Genomic DNA, 20,475 nt, shown 5'->3' with positions numbered 1-20,475 from the left:
CACCGATAAACGTACTGCCCCCAGATTAGGAGAACTGCGTGTTCCGCTCGAAGAAGCAGAAGATCGCCGCCATCGGTGCGACCGCCGCGGCTGTGCTCGTCGGTGTCGGCGCTGCCGCTTACGGTGCTGTGCCGGCCAGCAACACCGGTGTCATCACCGGGTGCCGGGACAAGAACACCAGCGCGCTGCGGGTCATCGACTACCAGGCCGGCTCGCGGTGCCGGAGCAGCGAGCAGATGGTGCAGTGGAACCAGACCGGGCCCAAGGGTGCTACCGGCGCGACGGGTGCCACCGGCGCCGTCGGCGCGACCGGTGCCACCGGCCCGAAGGGTGCGACCGGCGCTACGGGTGCCACCGGCCCGAAGGGTGCGACCGGCGCGACGGGCGCGACCGGTGCCACCGGCGCGAAGGGCGCCACGGGTGCGACGGGTGCCACCGGCGCGACCGGCGCCCAGGGGCCGGCCGGCGCGACTGGCGCGACCGGCGCGACCGGCGCACAGGGTGCCAAGGGCGAGACGGGTGCGACCGGCGCCCAGGGCGCCAAGGGCGAGACCGGCGCCGCCGGTGCCACCGGCGCTCAGGGCGCTCAGGGCGAGAAGGGTGAGACGGGCGCGGCTGGCGCTCAGGGTGCCCAGGGTGCTCAGGGCGAGAAGGGCGAGACCGGCGCGCAGGGTGCTCAGGGCGAGACTGGAGCCCAGGGAGCTCAGGGCGAGAAGGGCGAGACCGGTGCGACCGGTGGCCAGGGCGCGCAGGGCGAGAAGGGCGAAACCGGCGCCGCTGGTGCCCAGGGTGCTCAGGGTGAGAAGGGCGAGACTGGCGCCACAGGTGCCCAGGGTGAGAAGGGCGAGACCGGTGCGACCGGCGCCCAGGGAGCTCAGGGCGAGAAGGGCGAGACCGGTGCGACCGGTGCCCAGGGAGCTCAGGGTGAGAAGGGCGAGACCGGCGCGACCGGTGCCCAGGGCGAGAAGGGCGAGACCGGCGCTCAGGGTCTCCAGGGCATCCCCGGCATCAACGGCAAGGACGGCGACCCGGGTCCCAAGGGCGAGCAGGGTGAGAAGGGCGAGACCGGCGCCGCCGGTGCGACCGGCGCCCAGGGTGAGAAGGGCGAGCAGGGCATCCAGGGTCTGCAGGGCATCCAGGGCATGCCCGGCCTGAGCGCGTACGACCTGGCCCTCGCCAACGACCCCACCATCGGCACGGTGCAGGAGTGGCTCGCCTCGCTGGTCGGTGTGAACGGTGTCGACGGCAAGGACGCGTATCAGCTCGCGGTCGACATGAACGCGTTCACCGGCACGCCGGAGGAGTGGCTGTCCTCCCTCAAGGGCAAGGACGGCGCCGCCGGTGCCACGGGTGCGACCGGCGCCCAGGGTGCCGCGGGTGCGGCCGGCGCGACCGGAGCCACGGGTGCCGCCGGCGCCCAGGGGCCCGCGGGTCCGGCCGGCGCGAACGGCTCGGTCTGGCTGACCGGCACGGGTGCCCCGGCGGGTGCGAACGGCGCGGTCGGCGACATGTACCTCGACACCGCGACGTACAACCTCTACAAGAAGACCGCCGCGACCACCTGGACGCCCAGCGGGAACATCAAGGGCGCGGCGCCCACGGCGACGTCCTCGACGAAGCCCGGCACGCTCAACATCGGCAGCGGCACGTCGACGAACAACGTCCTGAACGTCACGTGCGACAACGCGGGCATCGCGATGGTCGGCACGTGGAGCGAGACCGGCTCGGGCAACGTGACGCAGTCCAGCAGCAAGCAGTCGGCCGACGGCAAGACCTGGCAGTTCACCTTCACGCACACCGGCAGCTCCAACTCCGTGAGCGCGCTGGTCACCTGCGTCAGCTTCGGCTGAATCGCCAAGGCTTAACCGCCAAGAGCAAAGAGCAAGAACCACGGTGTGGGCCCCGGTGAAGTCGCTGGGGCCCACACGCACAAATCCCAAGCCGTACACACGAAACCCAAGCGAAAGCGAGCACCTGTGCGCACTGTGGTGAAGCTGGTGGCGTCGACGATCGTCGGCTCCATCGCCGCCGGTGGCCTGAGCACGGCGGCCCACGCCGCGGGGCCGGCGGTCAGCGGGGTCACGCCGAAGAACGGGACGACCGGCGTCGCCGTCGGCGTCCGCCCGACGATCAGCTACGGCGACGCGGTCGACCCGACGGCGATGCGCTACTCGTTCGTCAAGACCAGCGGCGGCGCATCGGTCGCGAGCTACTACGCGTACGACGCGCCGACGCACACGTTCACGTTCACCCCGCGCGCCGCGCTCGCCGAGCAGACGAAGTACACGATGACGGTGAAGGTCAGCACGTCGACCTACACGTGGTCGTTCACCACCGGGGTCACGGACAGGACGGCGCCGAGCGTGCCGGGCGCGCCGAGCGTCGCGGACGTCACCACGACGGGCGCGACCGTCAGCTGGGGCGCCTCCACGGACGCCGTCGGCGTGACCGGCTACCAGGTGTTCGACAACGGCACCCTGAAGGCGACCGTCACCGGCACCTCCACGGCGCTCGCCGGCCTGGAGCCGGGCACCGCGCACAGCGTGACCGTCAAGGCGCTCGACGCCGCCGGGAACGCGTCCGCGGCGTCGGTGCCGGTGGCGTTCACGACCCTGACGCCGCCGCCGGCGCCGGACACGGCCGCACCGACCGCCCCCGGCGCCCCGGTCGCGAGCGCGCTCACGTCGACCGGCGTGACGCTCACCTGGCCCGCGTCGACCGACAACGTGGGCGTCACCCGGTACACGGTCACCGGCGGCCCGGAGGTCGTGACCAGCACCGTCAACAGCGCCACGCTGACCGGCCTGTCGCCGCTGACCGCGTACTCATTGAAAATCACCGCTGAAGACGCGGCGGGCAACACGTCCCCGGCCTCGCCGAGCACGATCGTGACGACCCCGGCCACGCCGGTCGCGAACGGCGTCAACGGCGCCGGCATCCCCGGCTCGACCGGCAAGACGCTGGTGCTGTACGACACCACCGGCCCGTACGGCTTCCTCGGCGAGCTGTACGCGACCGCCGCCGCGAACCTCAGCTCCCACTTCGGCGACTGGACCGCGCAGCCGGTGACCAGCTACGCCGCCGGTGAGCTGGAACAGTTCCAGGCCGTGGTGTACCTGGGCAGCACGTACGACGAGCCGCTGCCGCTCGCGTTCCTCGACGACGTGACCGCGACCACCAAGCCGGTCGTGTGGATCTACGACAACATCTGGCAGCTGACGGCCCGCGACCCCAACTTCGTGGCCAACCGCGGCTTCACGTGGACCGGCTTCGACGTGTCGTCGGTGTCGACGGTGAACTACAAGGCGAAGACGTTCACCCGGGACCCGCAGAACGGCGCCGGCATCATGAACACCACGATCAGCGACGCCACCAAGGCGACGCCGGTCGCGACCGCGGTCCGCGCCGACGGCACGACGCTGCCGTGGGGCGTGCGGTCCGGCAACTTCACCTACCTCGGCGAGATCCCGTTCTCGTACATCAGCGCCGACGACCGGTACGTCGCCTTCTCCGACTTCCTGTTCGACGTGCTCGCGCCGTCGACGGCGGAGCGGCACCGCGCCCTGGTGCGCATCGAGGACGTCGGCCCGGACGCGGAGCCGAGCGAGCTGCGCGCGATCACGAACTACCTGTACGGCAAGAACATCCCGTTCTCGGTGGCCGTCTACTCCCGCTACCGCGACCCGCTGGGCTCCGGCACGGGCGGCACGGCCGAGGACTACACCCTCGCCGACCGGCCCCAGGTCGTCGCCGAGCTCAAGTACATGCAGTCGCACGGCGGCACGCTGCTGATGCACGGCTACACGCACCAGTACGAGAGCATGATCAACCCGTACAACGGCGCCAGCGCGGACGACTTCGAGTTCTACACCGCGCACGTCGACCCGGTCACCAACTACGTGATCTACGACGGCCCGGTGCCGACGGACTCGCAGGCCTGGGCGCAGGGCCGCATCGACGGCGCGTTCGCGGCGTTCAAGGCGGCCGGCCTGGCCGCGCCGACCATCTTCGAGTTCCCGCACTATGCCGGCTCCGACGCGTCCAACAAGGCGGTCGCGGCGACGTTCAAGACGCGGTACGACCGTGGCCTGTACACCTCCGGCGCGCTGCGCGGCGGGGCGCTGGACAACAGCCGCATCTTCGGCCAGTTCTTCCCGTACACGGTGCGCGACATCTACGGGGTGCTGACGGTGCCGGAGAACATCGGCAACATCGAGCTGGAGCCGTTCAACAACCACCCGGCCCACCTGTCGGCGGACATCGTGAAGTCCGCGCAGCTGAACACGGTCGTGCGGGACGGTGTGGCGAGCTTCTTCTTCCACCCGTACGTGCCGCTGAGCTACCTGCAGGAGACCGTCACGGGCATCCAGGCGGCGGGCTACACGTTCGTCGCGGCAGGGTCCATGTAGTCACCACGGCAACACCCAGGAAGGCCGGTGCCCCCAGCGCCGGCCTTTCTGGCTGCCCGGGGGACAGCTCCGCACCCCGATTGCACCTAAATTCGACATGTCAGCAAAATTCCGCGCTTGTACCGCAGGAGGCCCGCGTTGGTAGCGTCCCTGGAGATCTCCGAGGAGCCGGCGACGGCGACGGCTGAGGAGACGAAGCCGCGCCGCAACCCGAAGCTCGCCGCCGGTGCGGCCCTGCTCGCCGTCGCGGCCGGCGTCATCGGCTGGCAGGCCCCGCGGGCCGTCGACGCGCTGACGAAGCCCGCGTACCTGGGGGAGCCCGCCGCCAAGGTCGCCGCCGACCTCGGCTGCGACAACTACACCCAGGCGACCACCCACGACGAGTCGGTGTACCGCTTCCACGACCAGGGCACCTGCTCCCTGGAGGGCACCGTCGTCACGATCACCACGTTCGACCGGGCGAGCGACGCGCAGGCGTTCGAGTCGGTGATGAAGGCGCTCATCCCCGTCGTCCACCCGACCTGGCAGGGCGCCACCTACGCGGCCGGCGAGGGCTGGAACGTCGCCGACGCCCGCAACCTCACCCCCGAGACCGCCACCCTCGTGGTGCAGCGCCTCGGCACCGGCGCCACGAAGGTCATCCCCTTCCCGAAGGGCTGAGCGCCGCCCCCGCGGTGACCGGCGCCGCGAAGTCGATCGGGTGGTCGAACTGCCACCGCCACTTCGCGGGGTCGGCGAACAGGCGCATCATCGGCGGCATCAGCAGGTCGCGCAGGACCCGCGCGACCGGACCGGCGGCCTTGTCGCTGTTCGTGCGGGCCGCGGTCGCGATCACCCGCTCGACCCGGGCGCGCCGCAGTTGCTCGTACGCCGTGAACGCCGCCGGCACGGGAAGGTCGCGCAGGCAGCGGGCGAGCTGCACGGCGCTCTCGATGGCGAGGGACGCGCCCTGCCCGGAGCTGGGCGAGGTGGGGTGCGCGGCGTCGCCGATGAGGACGGCCCGGTCGCGGTGCCACACCGGCACCGACGGGATGTCCTCCAGGCCGCCGGTGACGACGAGGGCGTCCGGGTCGGTGCCGCGGATCAGTGCCACGGCGGGGATCCGGTCGCCGGCGAACGCGTCCGCGAGGATCGGCAGCCACTCCTCGCGGCTGAAGCTCGCACCGTACGACGGATCCTTCGACGGCAGGTTGACGAACCAGCCGCTGTCCCCGCCGGCGGTCACCTGGTAGCCGAAGAACGCGCGCCGGCCGAAGACCAGGTGCATCTTGTCGCCGGTCGGGGCCACCCCGGCCGGGCCGCAGCGGGCGCCGAAGCCGAGCAGCCCGACGTAGCGGGGCGAGGGCGCGGACGGGTCGATGAGGCGGCGCACGGTGGAGCGGATCCCGTCGGCGCCGATGACGACGTCGGCCTCGGCGGTGCTGCCGTCGGCGAAGCCGGCGACGCCGCCGTGCACCGAGACCAGGCGCTTGCCGTGCACGATGCGGACGCCGCGGGCGACGGCCTCGTCGTAGAGGGCGCGGTAGAGCTCGTGCCGCCAGACCAGCTGCATCGGCGGCAGGTCGTCGAACGAGCCGAACTCGGCGAGCCGCTTGCCGGTCCAGCTCTGCATGACCATCCCGGACATCGGCGTGCCGACCCGCTCCACGACGTGGTCGGCGTCGACGGCGGCGAGGGCGGTGCGCCCGTTCGGCGCGATGCTCAGCGCCCCGCCGACACCGTCGGCGAAGCCGTCGTGCCCCTCGTACACGGTGGCGGCGATGCCGGCCTTCCGCAGGGCGAGCGCGGCGACCGGGCCGGCGATGCCGCCGCCGACGACGATCGCGGACGTGACAGTTCCCATGACGAACCCCCGGCGAGACGATTGGTTGACACCAACTATCCGCCGCTGACTAGTCAGAGTCAACTATTCTGTTCGTGGTACCCCGCCCACATCGGTCGCCACTCGGCGATCCGCTCGATGAACCGCTCGACGAAGGCGATCTCCGCGTCGAGCAGGCCCAGCCGGTACACCTCCTCCACCAGGAACAACGGGTGCGGCTCGGTGCCCTCGGCCAGCTTCGCCGTGGTCACGCGCTCTTCGCGCAGCCGCTCCAGGCGCTCGCGCAGCAGCTCGACCACGACATCCGGGTGCAGGGCACTGACCAGGGACAGCGCCGACCCGAACGCCGGGTACTCGTGCCGCGGCACCCCGACCAGGTCGCGCAGCCACGCCTGCAGCTCGGCCCGCCCGTCCGGGGTGATGCCGTAGACGGTCCGCTCGGGGCGCTGCCCTTCGCGGGTGGTCTCCTGCTCCGCGATCAGGCCGGCCTTCAGTAGCTGCTCGACCACCATGTAGACGGACCCGTGGGTGAACTTGATGCTGCGGTCGTCGCCGTGCTCCCGCAGCGTCTTGGACAGCTCGTAGGGGTGCATCGGCCGCTGGCTCAGGTACGCCAGCACGGCGAGCCCCAGCAAATTCTTGCGGCTGCTCATCCGAGCTCGGCAAGCGCCTCGTCGTCCAGGACGACCCGCCCCGCGGCGACGTTCTCCTCCAGGTGCTCCAGCGAGGCGGTGCCGGGGATGAGCAGCGTGTTCGGCGCGATCGCGAGGATCCACGCGAGGGCGATCTGCGCCGGGGTGGCGTCGAGGCGCAGCGCCGCGGACTTCACCGCCGGGTGGCCGAGGACCCGCTCCCGGCCGAACGCCGCGCCCAGCGGGAAGAACGGCACGAAGGCGATCCCGCGGTCCGTGCAGGCGCGCAGCACGTCCTCGCCGCCGCGGTCGACGAGGTTGTACGGGTTCTGCACGCACGCGACCGCGGTCCGGGTCAGCACGTGCTCGAGCTGGGCGAGGGTGATGTTGCTGAGCCCGACGGCGCCGATCAGCCCCTCGTCGCGCATGGCGATCATCGCGTCGAGCTGGGCGTCGAAGTCGCCGTCCGGGCCCGTCACCCGCAGGTTCACCACGTCGAGCCGCTCCACGTCGAGGGAGCGCAGGTTGTCCAGGACCCCGGCGCGCAGCTGCTCGGGCTCCTGCGCCGGCAGCCAGCCGCCCTTGTCGTCCCGCGCCGCGCCGACCTTGCTCACCAGCACGAGGCGGGAGCCGTACGGGTGCAGCGCCGAGCGCAGCAGCTCGTTGGCCACGTCGGGGCCGTAGTACTGCGCGGTGTCGATGTGGTCGACGCCGAGCTCGACCGCGCGCCGCACCACGGCGAGGGCCTCGGCACGGTCCCGGGGCGGCCCGAAGGCACCCCGGCCGGGCAGCTGCATCGCCCCGTAGCCGATGCGGTGGACGGTCCGGTCACCGAGCTGGAATGTCTTCACGCAGCCAGCCTACGACGGCGGTCGCACACGACATCTGCACATCTCGCACACCCGCTCGCCCCCGGTCGATGCCTACCGTCGGTGCCATGCGGGTGCTGATGATCCTTCCGGCCCTGACCGAGGCGACCAGCCCATTGTTCCGGCCGATCAAGTACAGCCTCTTCCCACCGCTCGGCCTGGCCACGCTCGCCGGCTACCTGCCGGAGGACGACGAGGTGCGCATCGTCGACGAGCACGTCGAGCGCTTCGACCCCTCGCAGGAGGAGCTGCCGGACCTCGTCGTCATCCAGGTCTACATCACCTCCGCGCGGCGCTCCTACGAGCTGGCGGACTGGTACCGGGCCCGCGGCGTGTTCGTCGCGCTCGGCGGGCTGCACGTCACGTCGCTGCCCGACGAGGCCGCCGCGCACGCCGACAGCGTCTTCTGCGGGCCGGGCGAGGACACGTGGCCCGCCTTCCTGGCCGACCTGCGACAGGGGACCACGGCCAAGCGGTACACCTCGAAACAACGCACGCTCGAAGGACTGCCGCCGATCCGGCGGGACCTCATCAAACGCCACCGCTACCTGGTGCCCAACTCCATCGTCGTGTCGCGGGGCTGCCCGCACCACTGCGACTTCTGCTACAAGGACGCGTTCTTCGAGGGCGGGAAGTCGTTCTACACGCAGGCGGTCGACGACGCGCTCGCCGAGATCGACCGGCTGCCGGGGCGCCACCTGTACTTCCTCGACGACCACCTGTTCGGCAACGCGCGCTTCGCCACCGAACTGTTCGAGGGGATGCGCGGCGCGGGCCGGGTGTGGCAGGCGGCCGGCACCGTCGACTCGATCCTGCGGCCGGGCCTGCTGGAGCGGGCCGTCGACGCGGGCCTGCGCAGCCTCTTCGTCGGCTTCGAGACCATCAACGCCGGCAACCTCGCCGAGCAGCGCAAGCGGCAGAACGTCGGGCGCGACTACGGCCAGGTCGTGCGCCGGCTGCGCGACGCGGGCGTGATGGTGAACGCCAGCTTCGTGTTCGGCATGGACTCCGACGGGCCCGACGTGTTCGACCGCACCGTGGACTGGGCGGTGCGGCAGGGGATCGAGACCGCGACGTTCCACATCATGACCCCCTACCCGGGCACCGGCCTCTTCCGCCGCATCGAGGCCGAGGGCCGGATCGTGCACCGTGACTGGGAGTTGTACGACACCCGGCACGTCGTCTACGAGCCGCGCGGCATGACCGCCCGGCAGCTCGAGGACGGCTACTGGCGGGCCTACAAGGACTTCTACCGCTGGTCCAACCTCTGGCGCGGCGCTTCGGCGAAGCCGCGGCCCGGCGACCGGCTGCGGCATCTGGCGTACGCGGGCGGGTGGAAGAAGTTCGAGCGGGTGTGGGACGTGCTCATCCGGTCCGGGCAGGTGCTGCACGCGCTGCCGCTGCTGGAGACGGCGCTGTCCAGCTTCGGCACCCGGTCCTCGGGTGGGACAATGCGCGGGGACCTCCTGGAAGGGGCAGTGGATGACCGTCGCGGTGCTGGGGACCGGGATCATGGGCGCGGCCGTCGCGCGGAACTGGCTGCGGGCCGGGGTCGCGGTGCGGGTGTGGAACCGCACGGCTGAGACCGCGGAGGCCCTGGCGCCGGACGGCGCGGTCGTCTGCGACACGCCCGCCGCGTGCGTCGACGGCGCCGACGTCGTGGTGACCGTCCTGTTCGACGCCGCGTCGGTGGCGACGGTCATGACCGCGGCGGCGCCCGCGCCCGGCACCCTGTGGCTCCAGCTGAGCACCGTCGGCGTGCCCGGCGCCGACGACCTCGCCGCCCTGGCCGCCGAGCTCGGCCTGGTGTATGTCGACGCGCCGGTCCTCGGCACCCGGCAGCCCGCGGAGCAGGGCAAGCTCAACGTCCTCGCGTCCGGCCCCGCGGAGGTGCGGGAGCGGGTCGAGGCGCTGTGCGGGCCGATCGCGGCGAAGGTCACCTGGCTCGGCGACGCCGGCGCCGGCAGCCGGATCAAGCTCGTCGTCAACAGCTGGGTGCTGACCGCCGTCGCCGGGCTCGCGCAGAGCGTCGCGCTCGCCGACGGCCTGGGCCTCGACCCGAAGCTGTTCCTGTCCCTGGTCTCCGGCGGGGCCCTGGACATGCCGTACCTGCACGCGAAGGCACCGTCCATGATGGAGCGTTCCTACCCGGTGGCGTTCCCGGTGAGCGGCGGGGTGAAGGACGCGGAGCTGGTCGGCGACCTCGCGTCGGCCGTCGGCGTCGACCGGTCCGTCGTGGACGCGGCGGCGGCGCTGCTGCGGACCGCCGCGGACCGGGGGTTCGCCGACGACGACCTGGCCGCGCTGTACGAGGCCGTGCGGTCGCCGTCGTAGTGCGCCGCCGTGCCCTGCTCGGCGTCGGTCTGGGGGCGCTGGCGGGCTGCACCGCCCGCCCGGCCCGCGGGACGCCCCGCGCCCCTGCCGGCCCCTCGCCGGTGTCGCCCTGGACGTTGCCGGTCGTCACGCCGTCGCCGTGGCGGACCGGGAAGTCGCGTGCCGACCGGCTGCGGGACGCCGTCACGCCGTTCCTGTCCTCGCTGATGTTCCCGGGCGGCGTGGTGTTCGCGGCCGTCGACGGGGCGGTGGTCGCGCACTTCGCGTTCGGCGACGCCGTCCGGTACGACGCCGCGAAGGCCGAGCTGCCCGCGGACCGGCGGGTCCCGGCGACCACGGAGACGCTCTACGACCTCGCCTCGCTGACGAAGACGTTCACCGCGGTGCTGGCGCTGCGCCTCGTCGAGCAGGGCCGGCTCGCGCTGGACGCCCCGGTGGCCGGGTATCTGCCGTCCTTTGTGGACAAGCCGGCGATCACCGTACAGATGCTGCTGACACACACGTCGGGGCTGTCGAAGGACGTCCCGCTGGCCGGCTCGACACCCGCGGAACGGGTCGAGCACGTGCTGCGGGAGCCGCCGGTCGGACCGGCCGGGGGCGGCTACCTGTACGCCGACCAGAACTTCATCGCCCTCGGCGCGATCGTCTCCCGGCTGAGCGGCAAGCCGCTCGACCTGCTCGTCCGGGAGCAGATCGCCGGGCCGCTCGGCCTGGCCCGCACCGGCTACAACCCGCCGCCGTCGCTGCCCACCGCCGCCACCGAGGGCGGGATCCGGGGGACGGTGCACGACCCGTCGGCGGCCGCGTTCGGCGGCGTGGCCGGGCACGCCGGGCTCTTCGCCACCGCCGCCGACGTCGCACTGCTGGGCCGGGCGCTGCTGACCGGCGGCCCGCTGCTGCGACCGTCCACAGTGGACTTGATGCGCGCCGACGCCAACCGGCGCTTCGGCCCGGCCGCCGCCCACGGGCTCGGCGTCGACGTCGACCAGGCCTGGTACATGGGGAAGCTCGCCGGCCGGGGCGCCTTCGGCCACACCGGCTTCACCGGCACGTCGCTGGTCTGCGACCCGGGCCGCCGCATCGTCCTCGTCCTGCTCACCAACCGCGTCCACCCCGATGCCAGCAGGGGCAGCAACAACCCCGCCCGCCGGGCTGTGGCCGACGCCATGCTTCCGTAGCGCCGCGTCGTGGGGTACGTTGGAGGGGATGTGATCCACTGACACCTCCCCGACCCGCGCCCGAGGCCACTTGCCCGGCGGGTTTCCGTTTACCCAAACGCCGGTGGTGTCCGCATGTCCTCTTCCGCCCTGCTCGCGTATGACCTCGTCCGCACGTACGGCACCCGCCGCGTGCTCGACGGCGTCTCCCTGACCGCCTCGCCGGGCCACCGCATCGGCCTCATCGGCGAGAACGGCGCCGGCAAGTCCACCCTGCTGCGGCTGCTCGCCGGCGCCGACGAGCCCGAGTCCGGCACCGTCGTGCGCCCGGAGGACCTGGGGTACCTGCACCAGGAGATGCCGTTCGACGCGGACGCCACCATCGCCGACGTCCTCGACGAAGCGCTGCGCGAGTCCCGCGCGGACATCGCGGCGCTCGAGGACCCGTCGTCGATGACGCTCGAGGAGTACGGCGTGGTGCTGGAGCGCGCCCAGCTGCACGACGCGTGGGACGCCGACCGGCGCGCCGAGCTCGTCCTCGACGGCCTCGGCCTGGGCGCGCTGGCGCACGACCGCCCGCTCGGCTCGCTCTCCGGCGGGCAGCGCGGCCGGCTCGCCCTCGCCGCCGTGCTCATCCGCCGCCCGGCGGCGCTGCTGCTGGACGAGCCCACCAACCACCTCGACGACGACGCCGCCGCGTTCCTGGAGGCGCAGCTGCGCGACCTGCCCGGCGCCGTCGTCCTCGCCAGCCACGACCGTGCCTTCCTCGACGCCGTCTGCACCGACCTGATCGACCTCGACCCCGCCGTCGACGGCCCCACCCGGTACGGCGGCAACTACACCGACTACCAGGCTGCCCGCCGGGCCGAGCGGGAACGCTGGGAGCGCCGCTTTGAGGAGGAGCAGGAGCAGCTCGACGAGCTGCGCCGGGCCGTCGCCGTCACGGCGCACCAGGTCGCCCCCGGCCGCGAACGCCGCGACAGCGAGAAGATGGGCTACGGCCACACCGCCGGCCGCGTCCAGCAGCAGATCTCCCGCCGCGTCCGCAACGCCGGCCGCCGCCTCGACGACCTCACCCGCACCCAGGTCCGCAAACCCCCTGCCCCGCTGCGCTTCAACGCCACGGCGCTCGCTTCGGCGTCGGCGGATGGTGTACTGGTGGCCGCCCGCTCCCTGACGGTGCCTGGCCGCCTGTCCGTGGAGCGCTTGGACATCCTCGCCACCGACCGGATCCTCGTCACCGGCCCCAACGGCGCCGGCAAGTCCACCCTCCTGGCCGTCCTCGCCGGCCGGCTCCCGTCCGCGGGCACCGTCGAGCGTCGCGGCGGCCTCACCGTCGGCCTCCTCACCCAGGACACCGTCTTCCCAGACCCCGACCGTACGGTGGCCGCCGTCTATGACCAGACCCTCGGCCCGGACCGCGCCGCGGCGGTGCCGCTGCGGTCGCTGGGCCTGATCGCCCCGCGCGACGTCGCCCGGCCGGTGGGGGAGCTGTCGGTCGGCCAGCGCCGCCGGCTCGCCCTCGCCCTGCTCATCGCCGACCCGCCGGAGCTGCTGCTTCTCGACGAGCCGACGAACCACCTGTCCCCGACCCTCGCCGACGAGCTGGAGGACGCCCTGGGCCCCGGCCCCGGCGCGATCGTCGTCGCCAGCCACGACCGCTGGCTCCGCTCCCGCTGGCCCGGCCGCGAGCTGCGCCTCAGCTGATCCAGTCCTTGAAGAAGTCCACCGGCGGCGGCTGGACCCACGCCTCGGCGACCCCGTCGCGGACCGTGACCAGCCCCTTGTCGAAGAACTGCGCCTGGTCCGCCCCGTCGCCGAGCCGCCGCACCGGCCCGAGCGGCAGTTCCCGCGCCTCGGTGTAGATCGCGAGCGGGACGGCCTGGTCGCCGGCGATCACGCCGCCCTCGAACCACTGGACGTCGGCATCGCCGTGTGTCGGGAAGCCGAGCCAGCCGGTGGCGCCGCCGAGCCTTTCGTAGAGCGGGAGCATCGCCCAGTGCAGCGCCACGGCACCGTGACCGGTGGTGGCGTAGACGGCGTTGGTGAAGTTGTTCGTCTGCGTGCCGTGGTCCCCGATCTGCACGCCCTGGGCGTCTACGAACTGGTGCTGGTCCACGCCTGCACCCTCCCCCCGCGCACCGTGACGAGCCCCCGCTCGAAGAACTGCGCCGTGTCGTTGCCCTTGCCGAGCGATTCGGCATCACTCACAGGGTTGCCGAGGTCGCGTTCGAGAGCGGCGGTGGAGACTCCCTTCGAGACCGCGAAGTCGCCGCCGGCCACCGATGGAAGATGGCCGGCGGCGGGGTGGCTCAGGCGGCGCGGCGGGCGCGGACGGCGGCGGCCAGGTCCGCCAGGAGGGTCTCCGTCGTGTCCCACGACATGCAGGCGTCGGTGACGCTCTTGCCGTAGACGAGCTCGCCGCCGAGGTCCTGCCGGCCCTCGACCAGGAAGCTCTCCAGCATGACGCCGGCGATGCCGGCCTGGCCCGCGGCGACCTGCTCGGCGATCTCCCGGGCCACCGCCCCCTGGCGGATGTGGTCCTTGCCGCTGTTGCCGTGGCTGGCGTCGACCACGAGCCGCTGCGGCATGCCGGCCTTCTCCAGGCGCGCCAGGGCGTCGCTGACCTCCGCCGGGCCGTAGTTCGGGCCGGAGCGGGCGCCGCGGAGGATGATGTGGCAGTCGGGGTTGCCGGCGGTCTCCACGACGGCGGCGCGGCCGTCCTCGTCGACGCCGAAGAACACGTGGCGGCTCGCGGCGGTGTGGCAGCCGTCGATCGCGACCTGCACGTCACCGTCCGTGGCGTTCTTGAAGCCGACCGGCATCGACAGGCCCGACGCCAGCTGGCGGTGGACCTGGCTCTCCGGGGTCCGTGCGCCGATCGCGCCCCAGGAGACGGCGTCGGCGATGTACTGCGGGCTCGTCGGCTCCAGGAACTCGCAGCCGACCGGCAGCCCGAGGCCGAGCACGTCCAGCAGGAGCCGGCGGGCCAGCCGCAGGCCCGTGGGCACGTCGAACGTCTCGTCGAGGCCGGGGTCGTTGATGAGCCCCTTCCAGCCGACCGTGGTGCGGGGCTTCTCGAAGTACACCCGCATCACGACGCACAGGTCGGCGCTGTGCTCGGCGGCGACGGCGGCGAGGCGGCGCGCGTAGTCGACGGCGGCGACCGGGTCGTGCACCGAGCACGGGCCGACGACGACGAGCAGCCGGTCGTCGGCGCCGGTCACGATCGCGTGGACCTCGTCCCGGGATCGTCGGACGACCTCGGCGCGGGCGTCGTCCATCGGCAGCTCGGCCTGCAGCTCGCGCGGCGTGACGAGTGGCCGGTAGCCGGTGACGCGCAGGTTGCTGGTGTTCATGTCCCGTCCTCTTCTCAGGTGTGAGGCGGGTCCGGTGCTCCAGCCCGCCGTGTGACACGACAAAGGGCAGAGACGTTGGTCTCTGCCCTTGCTGGCTCCGGGTGATGTCAGGTCAGCGCAAACGCCCGCCGGCTCCACCCGGAGCCACGGTAAAGCGCCAATACGCCATCATCACGCGGCCATCGTACGCCAAGAACACCGCGATGCACCCTCAGGCGGACCGCAGTTCGATCAACGTCACATCTGGCGGCGCGCCGACCCGCACCGGCGGGCCCCAGAAGCCCGCCCCGTTGGTGACATAGACGGGCATACCGTCCACGGCGCCCAGGCCGCTGATCACCGGCTGGGACATCCGGGTCACATGGTGGAACGGCCACAGCTGCCCGCCGTGCGTGTGCCCGGACAGCTGCAGGTCGACGCCGCGGCGGGCCGCCTCGTGCGCCTGGACCGGCTGGTGGGCGAGCAGGACGACGGGCCGGGCCGGGTCGCGGCCGGTGAGCGCCAGGTCGTGGTCGGGCGGGTCGCCGACGGTGCCGCCGGTCGCGTCGTTGACCCCGGCGAGGTCGAGCCCGCCGAGCTCCACCCGCGCGTTGCGCAGCACCCGCAGCCCCAGCGTGCCGAGGTGCTCGACCCAGTCCTCGTGCCCGGAGAAGTACTCGTGGTTGCCCGTCACGAAGTACGCGTTGCGCAGCGCCCGCAGCGGGGCGACGGCGTCGGCGAGGTCACCGACGGTACCGTCGACGAGATCACCGACCATGGCGACGATGTCCGCGTCGAGGGCCTCGACGGCCGCGACCACCCGCTCCGTGTGCGCCCGGCCGAGCAGCGCGCCGAGGTGGACGTCGGACACGAGCGCGATCCGGGTGCCGTCCATGCCGCGCGGCAGCTTCGCGAGGGGGATCTGGACCCGGCGGGTCCGCGGCGGGCCGAGCGCGGTGACCATCCCGGCGGCGGTGACGCCGGTCGCGGCGAGCCCGGCGGCGATCGCGGCGCCGCGTGCCACCAGCAGCCGCCGGCTCCGGTCCGCATCCTCACTCGTCGTTGCGTTTTCCGCAGATGTACGGCGTAAGCCGCGGACCCACGTCGCCGACCGGACCGGTAGCTCGAGGACGAGAAGCGCGAGGGACAGGTAGGCCGCTGCTGCGATCCACACGTAACCGGGCCAGCCGACGACGCGCTCGAACGTCATCTCGAACCGGCGCGGGAGCGCCCGGTTCCCGACAGCGGTGACGGCGAAGAGCAGCGCCAGCGCGCCCACCACCCAGGCGCCGATCCGCCGGGCCCGGGGGTGGCGGGTCGTGTCGCGCACCAGCCGCAGCCACAGGTACCCGTGCGACGCGGCGACGGCGACGAGGACCAGCCCGGCGAACAGCATCCGGCGATCGTGCCAGCCGCCCGCAACCTCAGCCGGTGGCGGCCGCCGCCTCCGCGCTGGTGGCCGCGCTCGCCGCCTCCGTGCCGGTGACCGCGGCGGCGGCCGCGGCGCTGGTGACCACCGGCACGACCTCGAAGTCGACCAGGTCGGACCACTGGGCGATCCACGTCATGAGCAGCGTGAGGTCGTCGCACTCCATGAGCTGGAAGCAGCGGGCGAAGCTCGCCTCGACCCAGCTGTCGACGTAGCGCAGGCCGTCGGGCATGAGGCGGCCGCGCTCGCGGGCCCGCTCGTACACGGGCCGGGGCTGACCGTCCTTGAACCGCTCGATCACCATGAACAGCACCGGGACGAGCGTAGTGGACGGGGCGGCCGGCCCCGACCGTCCGCCCCGTCCGCCAGGCCCGGACGACCACCCCACCGTCGCCGTCCTCGCCCGGACACCCCTGCCGGGGAGCTGTAACAAATGAAACATCGGCGTGTAACATCGCCTGGAACCAGGAAACAGCCCTGGTCGGCCTACTGTCAAGTGTCCTTCCCAAAGACGCCGGAAACGGGGACCGCAACGGATGCGCAAGGTCACGGTGAGAGAGATCGCGGCGGCGACCGGTATGTCGATCGCCACGGTGTCGCGGGCGCTCAACGACCACGGCACGGTCGCCCCGCACACCCGCGACCTGGTGCGCCAGGCGGCGGAGCGGCTCAGCGCGCAGGGGCCCGCCCGGGAGCCGCGACCGGCCGGCGACCGGGTGTACCTGCGCTGCCCGTACGTGCTGACGGACTACTTCGGGCTGATCGTGTCGTCGATCGCCGAGACCGTCCAGCTGCACGGCCGCCAGCTGGTCCTCACCGCGGGGGAGGCGGCCCAGCGCACCCCGCTGCTGCGCGACCTGGAGCGGCACGACGGGATCGGCGGCATCATCGTCATCCTGCCGCCCGAGCCGGGCGCGGACCTGGTCGAGCTGCAACGGCGGCGGATCCCGTTCGTCGTCGTCGACCCGCGCACCACGCTGCCGCCCGACATCGTGTCGGTGTCGGCGGCGCACTTCGCCGGCGCCCGCAAGGTCACCGCGCACCTCGTCGGCCTCGGCCACCGCCGCATCGGCGTCATCGGCGGCCCGACCGAGTGGCTGGCCAGCGACGCCCGCCTGGCCGGGCACAACGCCGCGCTCGCCGACGTCGGGGTCCTGCCGTCCGTCGAGCTGCTCCGGGCCATCGAGCCGACCACGGAGCACGGCCGGCGGGCCGCGGGCGCGCTGCTGGACCTGCCGCAGCCGCCGACGGCGCTCGTCGCGTTCAACGACAAGGCCGCCGTCGGGGCGATGCAGGCGGCCGCCGAGCGGGGCCTGCGGGTGCCGGACGACCTGTCGGTGACCGGCTTTGACGACATCGACCTGGCCGAGGCCACCAGCCTGACCACGGTCCGCCAGCCGCTGCCGGAGATGGGGCGGATGGCGGTGTCGCTGCTCGTGCGCCTGCTGGAGCGCCACCAGCTGGACGCCCTGCACGTGGAGCTCGCCACGCACCTCGTGGTGCGGTCGTCGACGGCGCCGCCGCGGGCTTAGGATCGTCGTCGATGTCGTTGCCTGTACGCGGCCCGTGGGTCGTGACCCCCACCTCGTCGTCCGTCGACTGGGTGGTGGCCGCGGCCGCCCTCGCCGCGACCACCGGCGGGAGCGCCGCCGCGTTGGTGCTCGGCGGCCCCCCGGCCTCTTCGCAGTTCACGGCCCCGTCTCCGCAGTCTGCGGCGCCGTCGTCGGAGGTCGCGGCGCCTTCTTCGGATGTCGCGGCGCCGTCGTCGGAGGTCGCGGGGTCGGATTCGCAGTTCGCGGTGCTGGCTTCGCACGTGGCGGCGCTTGTCGAACTGCCTGCCGGGACCGGGCTCGACGCCGTCACCGCGGTCGTGAGGGACCTGGGCGCGAAGCACGACCGGGTCGTGATCCTCGTCGGCGACGGGGTCGTCACGCCGACCGGCGGCGACTGGACGGTGGCCGACCTCGCTTCCGCCGTCCGCGCTCCCGTCGCCGTGGTGACCGGCACCGACGCGGACGCCGTCGGCCACACCCTCCTGGCGCTGGAGGCCCTCGACCGCCGGCGGGTGCCCGGGTCGGTGATCGTCGTCGGCGACGGCGGCGACTTCGACGCCCTGCCGGTCCGCCTGGCCGGACGCATCCCCGCCGACCACGCCGCGTTCGCCGGCGACTTCGCGGTCGCGGCCGCCGGCTGGGTCGACCCCCTCGACGGCAGCCGCCCCGCTTCCGTGCAGCCGCCCGTCGTGACCCCCACCCGCCCACGCGACCTGCAGACGCGGGTGGCGATCCGCGCGGCATGGACGCTCGGGATCGCGTTCATCCTCGCGATCGTGCTGCTGTGCCTCTGCGGTGGACTGCGCTACCCCGGTTCGTACACCTAGGAAACCGGCCGCGACGTCTGCCGTGCCGCCCGGGTTCGTACACCGGGAAATCCCGCCGCGACGTCGGCTGCGCTACCTCGGTTCGTACACCTAGGAAGCCCGCCGCAACGTCTGCTGCCGCCGCCGCACCTTGCGCTCCAGCGGGGCCAGCCGCCGGTGCCGCGGCCACGTCAACGTCAGCTCGGCACCCACCTCGAGGCCCGCCCACGTCCGCTGCGCGGCCCGCAGCGCGGCGACCGCGCGCACCACGGCCGCCTTGTCGCTCACGGCGAGCGGGTCCGCGCCCTGCTGGGTGGCGAGCCGGTCCAGGTCCAGGTCCCCGTCCGGGACGGCGGCGGCCCGCTCGACGAACCCGCCGATCAGCTCGGCCCGCTGCAGCCGGTCCCGGTTGGCCCGGATCAGCTCCGCCGAACGCTCCGCCGCGTGCGGCGGCCGGCGCCCCGACACGTGCGTCATGCTGCGGAACACGACCCCGCCCGCGATCGAGCCCCAGATCCCGTCGGGCATGCCGAGGGCGTCCTCGACGGTGAAGTGCACCAGGTCGTGCGGCGCGTGCGCGGTCACCGGACCCGCGTGCATCCGGTAGACCACACCGTCGTCGCGCTCGATGAGCACATCGGCCCACTGGTGGTCGGCAAGCCGGTGGAAGGTGACCCGCATCGCTCCACCATCCCCGCCGGCGGCAAAGCGCTCAACCGAATTCACCGGCACGAAACGCGCGTCGACCAGCATGGGCACATGGTGGACGAACGGGCCAGGCTCGAGGTCAGGACGCTCGGCGAGAGCCGCATCGACTCACCCCTGGCGGCGCTGCTGCGCACCGGGCGCACCACCCAGCACTACGTCGACGAGTCCGACCGGGTCCTGCTCGACGACACCGTGTCCCTCGTCGCGGCGCGTGGGGTGCCCGTCGACGAGCTGCCCGGCTTCGAGCCCGGCGGCCCTCGACGCAAGATCTTCTTCGACCCGTCGAAGACCCGCGTCGGGATCGTCACCTGCGGCGGGCTGTGCCCCGGGCTCAACGACGTGATCCGCGCGCTGGTCCTGGAGCTCACCAACCACTACGGCGTGCGGCGCATCTTCGGCTTCCGCAACGGCTACCAGGGCATGACCGCCCGCTACGGCCGGTCCGTGGTCGACCTCGACGCCGACGTCGTCGCCGGCATCAACGAGTACGGCGGCACGATCCTCGGCACCTCCCGCGGCAACCAGGACCCGGACGAGATCGTCGACTGCCTCGAGCAGTTGTCCGTCAACGTCCTGTTCGTCATCGGCGGCGACGGCTCCATGCGCGGCGCGCTGAAGATCGCCGAGGTCGTCGCCGAGCGCGGCCGCCGCATCGCCGTGGTCGGCGTGCCGAAGACGATCGACAACGACATCCCGTACATCGAACGCTCCTTCGGCTTCCAGACGGCCTTCGCCAAGGCCACGGAGGCGATCCGGGCCGCACACGTGGAGGCGACCGCGTTCCCGAACGGGATCGGGCTCGTCCAGCTGATGGGGCGGCACTCCGGGTTCATCGCGTGCTACGCGGCGCTCGCCAACAACGACGCCGACTACGTCCTCATCCCGGAGGTGCCCTTCTCCCTCGACGGCCCCGGCGGCTTCCTCGCCCACCTGCGCGCCCGCGTCGTCGACCGCGGACACGCCATGATCGTCGTCGCCGAGGGCGCCGGCCAGGAGCTGTTCGACGCGGCCTCCTCACTGGACGCGTCTGGCAACGTGCGCCTGCAGGACTTCGGCCGGTACCTGCGGCACCGCATCGCCGAGGACTTCGCCGCGGCGGGCGTCGAGGCCAACCTGAAGTACATCGACCCGAGCTACACGATCCGCAGCGTGCCCGCGAACCCGTACGACAGCGTGTACTGCATCCGCCTCGCACACGCCGCCGTGCACGCGGCGATGGCGGGGCGGACGGAGATGGTGGTGGGCAGGTGGCGGGGACGGTTCGTGCACGTGCCGATCTCCCTCGCGATCAGCTCCCGCAACCTCGCCGATCCCAACGGCGACCTGTGGATGTCGGTCCTGGAGGCGACCGGGCAGCCGCCGGTGTTCGCCTGAGCCCCGCCCTCGCGCTGTTGCCGGCCCCTTGCCTCTTGCGCCGC

The 20,475-nt window shown here is 72.9% G+C and carries 19 protein-coding genes; 10 read left to right on the top strand and 9 right to left on the bottom strand.

Going from position 1 to position 20,475, the window contains the following annotated elements:
- Nucleotides 1-38 precede the first annotated feature (38 nt).
- From AB0I21_RS17575 to AB0I21_RS17565, 3 genes are all read left to right on the top strand, one after another.
- Nucleotides 39-1,850: a hypothetical protein gene (locus tag AB0I21_RS17575; RefSeq protein WP_360562222.1), complete on the top strand. Its 1,812-nt coding sequence runs from the start codon at nucleotides 39-41 to the stop codon at nucleotides 1,848-1,850.
- Nucleotides 1,851-1,976: 126 nt separating this feature from the next.
- A complete protein-coding gene (locus AB0I21_RS17570) occupies nucleotides 1,977-4,409 on the top strand; it encodes a DUF2334 domain-containing protein (protein ID WP_360562220.1) in 2,433 nt (810 codons plus the stop codon).
- Between the two features lie 138 nt (nucleotides 4,410-4,547).
- Nucleotides 4,548-5,069 (top strand): hypothetical protein, encoded by a 522-nt coding sequence (locus AB0I21_RS17565; RefSeq protein ID WP_360562218.1) that lies wholly within the window; start codon nucleotides 4,548-4,550, stop codon nucleotides 5,067-5,069.
- Here the strand turns inward: AB0I21_RS17565 and AB0I21_RS17560 are convergent.
- From AB0I21_RS17560 to AB0I21_RS17550, 3 genes are read right to left on the bottom strand one after another with little or no spacing between them, the layout of a single operon-like run.
- Nucleotides 5,047-6,252 carry an NAD(P)/FAD-dependent oxidoreductase gene (locus AB0I21_RS17560; RefSeq protein ID WP_360562216.1) on the bottom strand — a complete coding sequence of 402 codons (1,206 nt, stop codon included), beginning with the start codon at nucleotides 6,250-6,252 and terminating at the stop codon, nucleotides 5,047-5,049. The genes AB0I21_RS17565 and AB0I21_RS17560 overlap by 23 nt on opposite strands.
- Nucleotides 6,253-6,311: 59 nt before the next feature.
- Nucleotides 6,312-6,884, bottom strand: coding sequence for a PadR family transcriptional regulator (locus AB0I21_RS17555; protein ID WP_360562215.1), 573 nt, complete (start codon nucleotides 6,882-6,884; stop codon nucleotides 6,312-6,314).
- Entirely contained in the window at nucleotides 6,881-7,714 is an 834-nt protein-coding gene (locus tag AB0I21_RS17550; RefSeq protein WP_360562213.1) for an oxidoreductase, read from the bottom strand. The genes AB0I21_RS17555 and AB0I21_RS17550 overlap by 4 nt, the downstream gene beginning before the upstream one ends.
- An 86-nt stretch (nucleotides 7,715-7,800) precedes the next feature.
- On the opposite strand from AB0I21_RS17550, the gene AB0I21_RS17545 reads away from it, so the two are divergent.
- From AB0I21_RS17545 to AB0I21_RS17530, 4 genes are all read left to right on the top strand, one after another.
- Nucleotides 7,801-9,315, top strand: coding sequence for a radical SAM protein (locus tag AB0I21_RS17545; RefSeq protein WP_360562212.1), 1,515 nt, complete (start codon nucleotides 7,801-7,803; stop codon nucleotides 9,313-9,315).
- The gene (locus AB0I21_RS17540; protein WP_360562211.1) at nucleotides 9,215-10,066 is read left to right on the top strand and encodes an NAD(P)-dependent oxidoreductase; all 852 of its coding nucleotides are present in this window, start codon (nucleotides 9,215-9,217) and stop codon (nucleotides 10,064-10,066) included. Before AB0I21_RS17545 ends, AB0I21_RS17540 begins: the two co-directional genes overlap by 101 nt.
- Complete coding sequence (locus AB0I21_RS17535; protein ID WP_360562210.1) at nucleotides 10,066-11,244, top strand: serine hydrolase domain-containing protein; 1,179 nt, start codon at nucleotides 10,066-10,068, stop codon at nucleotides 11,242-11,244. Before AB0I21_RS17540 ends, AB0I21_RS17535 begins: the two co-directional genes overlap by 1 nt.
- Nucleotides 11,245-11,358: 114 nt before the next feature.
- A complete protein-coding gene (locus tag AB0I21_RS17530) occupies nucleotides 11,359-12,930 on the top strand; it encodes an ABC-F family ATP-binding cassette domain-containing protein (protein ID WP_360562208.1) in 1,572 nt (523 codons plus the stop codon).
- Here AB0I21_RS17530 and AB0I21_RS17525 read toward each other — a convergent pair.
- The 5 genes from AB0I21_RS17525 to AB0I21_RS17505 all read right to left on the bottom strand — a co-directional run bounded on the left by AB0I21_RS17525 (nucleotide 12,923) and on the right by AB0I21_RS17505 (nucleotide 16,294).
- The gene (locus tag AB0I21_RS17525) at nucleotides 12,923-13,342 is read right to left on the bottom strand and encodes a hypothetical protein (RefSeq protein WP_360562207.1); all 420 of its coding nucleotides are present in this window, start codon (nucleotides 13,340-13,342) and stop codon (nucleotides 12,923-12,925) included. The genes AB0I21_RS17530 and AB0I21_RS17525 overlap by 8 nt on opposite strands.
- Nucleotides 13,321-13,506, bottom strand: a complete 186-nt coding sequence (locus tag AB0I21_RS17520; RefSeq protein ID WP_360562206.1) for a hypothetical protein — start codon at nucleotides 13,504-13,506, stop codon at nucleotides 13,321-13,323. Before AB0I21_RS17520 ends, AB0I21_RS17525 begins: the two co-directional genes overlap by 22 nt.
- Nucleotides 13,507-13,535: 29 nt before the next feature.
- Nucleotides 13,536-14,582, bottom strand: coding sequence for a 3-deoxy-7-phosphoheptulonate synthase (locus AB0I21_RS17515; RefSeq protein ID WP_360562204.1), 1,047 nt, complete (start codon nucleotides 14,580-14,582; stop codon nucleotides 13,536-13,538).
- A gap of 211 nt (nucleotides 14,583-14,793) precedes the next feature.
- Nucleotides 14,794-15,957: a metallophosphoesterase gene (locus tag AB0I21_RS17510; protein WP_360562202.1), complete on the bottom strand. Its 1,164-nt coding sequence runs from the start codon at nucleotides 15,955-15,957 to the stop codon at nucleotides 14,794-14,796.
- A 28-nt stretch (nucleotides 15,958-15,985) separates the two neighbouring features.
- Complete coding sequence (locus AB0I21_RS17505) at nucleotides 15,986-16,294, bottom strand: DUF3303 family protein (RefSeq protein ID WP_360562247.1); 309 nt, start codon at nucleotides 16,292-16,294, stop codon at nucleotides 15,986-15,988.
- A 247-nt stretch (nucleotides 16,295-16,541) separates the two neighbouring features.
- On the opposite strand from AB0I21_RS17505, the gene AB0I21_RS17500 reads away from it, so the two are divergent.
- Entirely contained in the window at nucleotides 16,542-17,522 is a 981-nt protein-coding gene (locus AB0I21_RS17500; protein ID WP_360562201.1) for a LacI family DNA-binding transcriptional regulator, read from the top strand.
- A gap of 11 nt (nucleotides 17,523-17,533) precedes the next feature.
- The gene (locus AB0I21_RS17495; RefSeq protein WP_360562199.1) at nucleotides 17,534-18,370 is read left to right on the top strand and encodes an AAA family ATPase; all 837 of its coding nucleotides are present in this window, start codon (nucleotides 17,534-17,536) and stop codon (nucleotides 18,368-18,370) included.
- 90 nt (nucleotides 18,371-18,460) lie between these two features.
- On the opposite strand, the gene AB0I21_RS17490 is transcribed toward AB0I21_RS17495, so the two are convergent.
- Entirely contained in the window at nucleotides 18,461-19,030 is a 570-nt protein-coding gene (locus AB0I21_RS17490) for a hypothetical protein (RefSeq protein ID WP_360562197.1), read from the bottom strand.
- A 78-nt stretch (nucleotides 19,031-19,108) separates the two neighbouring features.
- Between AB0I21_RS17490 and AB0I21_RS17485 the strand changes: the two genes are divergently transcribed.
- Complete coding sequence (locus AB0I21_RS17485; protein WP_360562196.1) at nucleotides 19,109-20,431, top strand: ATP-dependent 6-phosphofructokinase; 1,323 nt, start codon at nucleotides 19,109-19,111, stop codon at nucleotides 20,429-20,431.
- Nucleotides 20,432-20,475 lie beyond the last annotated feature (44 nt).

It is taken from the genome of Dactylosporangium sp. NPDC050588 (assembly GCF_040654975.1).
GTDB lineage: Bacteria > Actinomycetota > Actinomycetes > Mycobacteriales > Micromonosporaceae > Dactylosporangium > Dactylosporangium maewongense.
The sequence above is the reverse complement of the archived record's forward strand: the minus strand, read 5'-3'. Positions and strand labels throughout refer to the sequence as shown.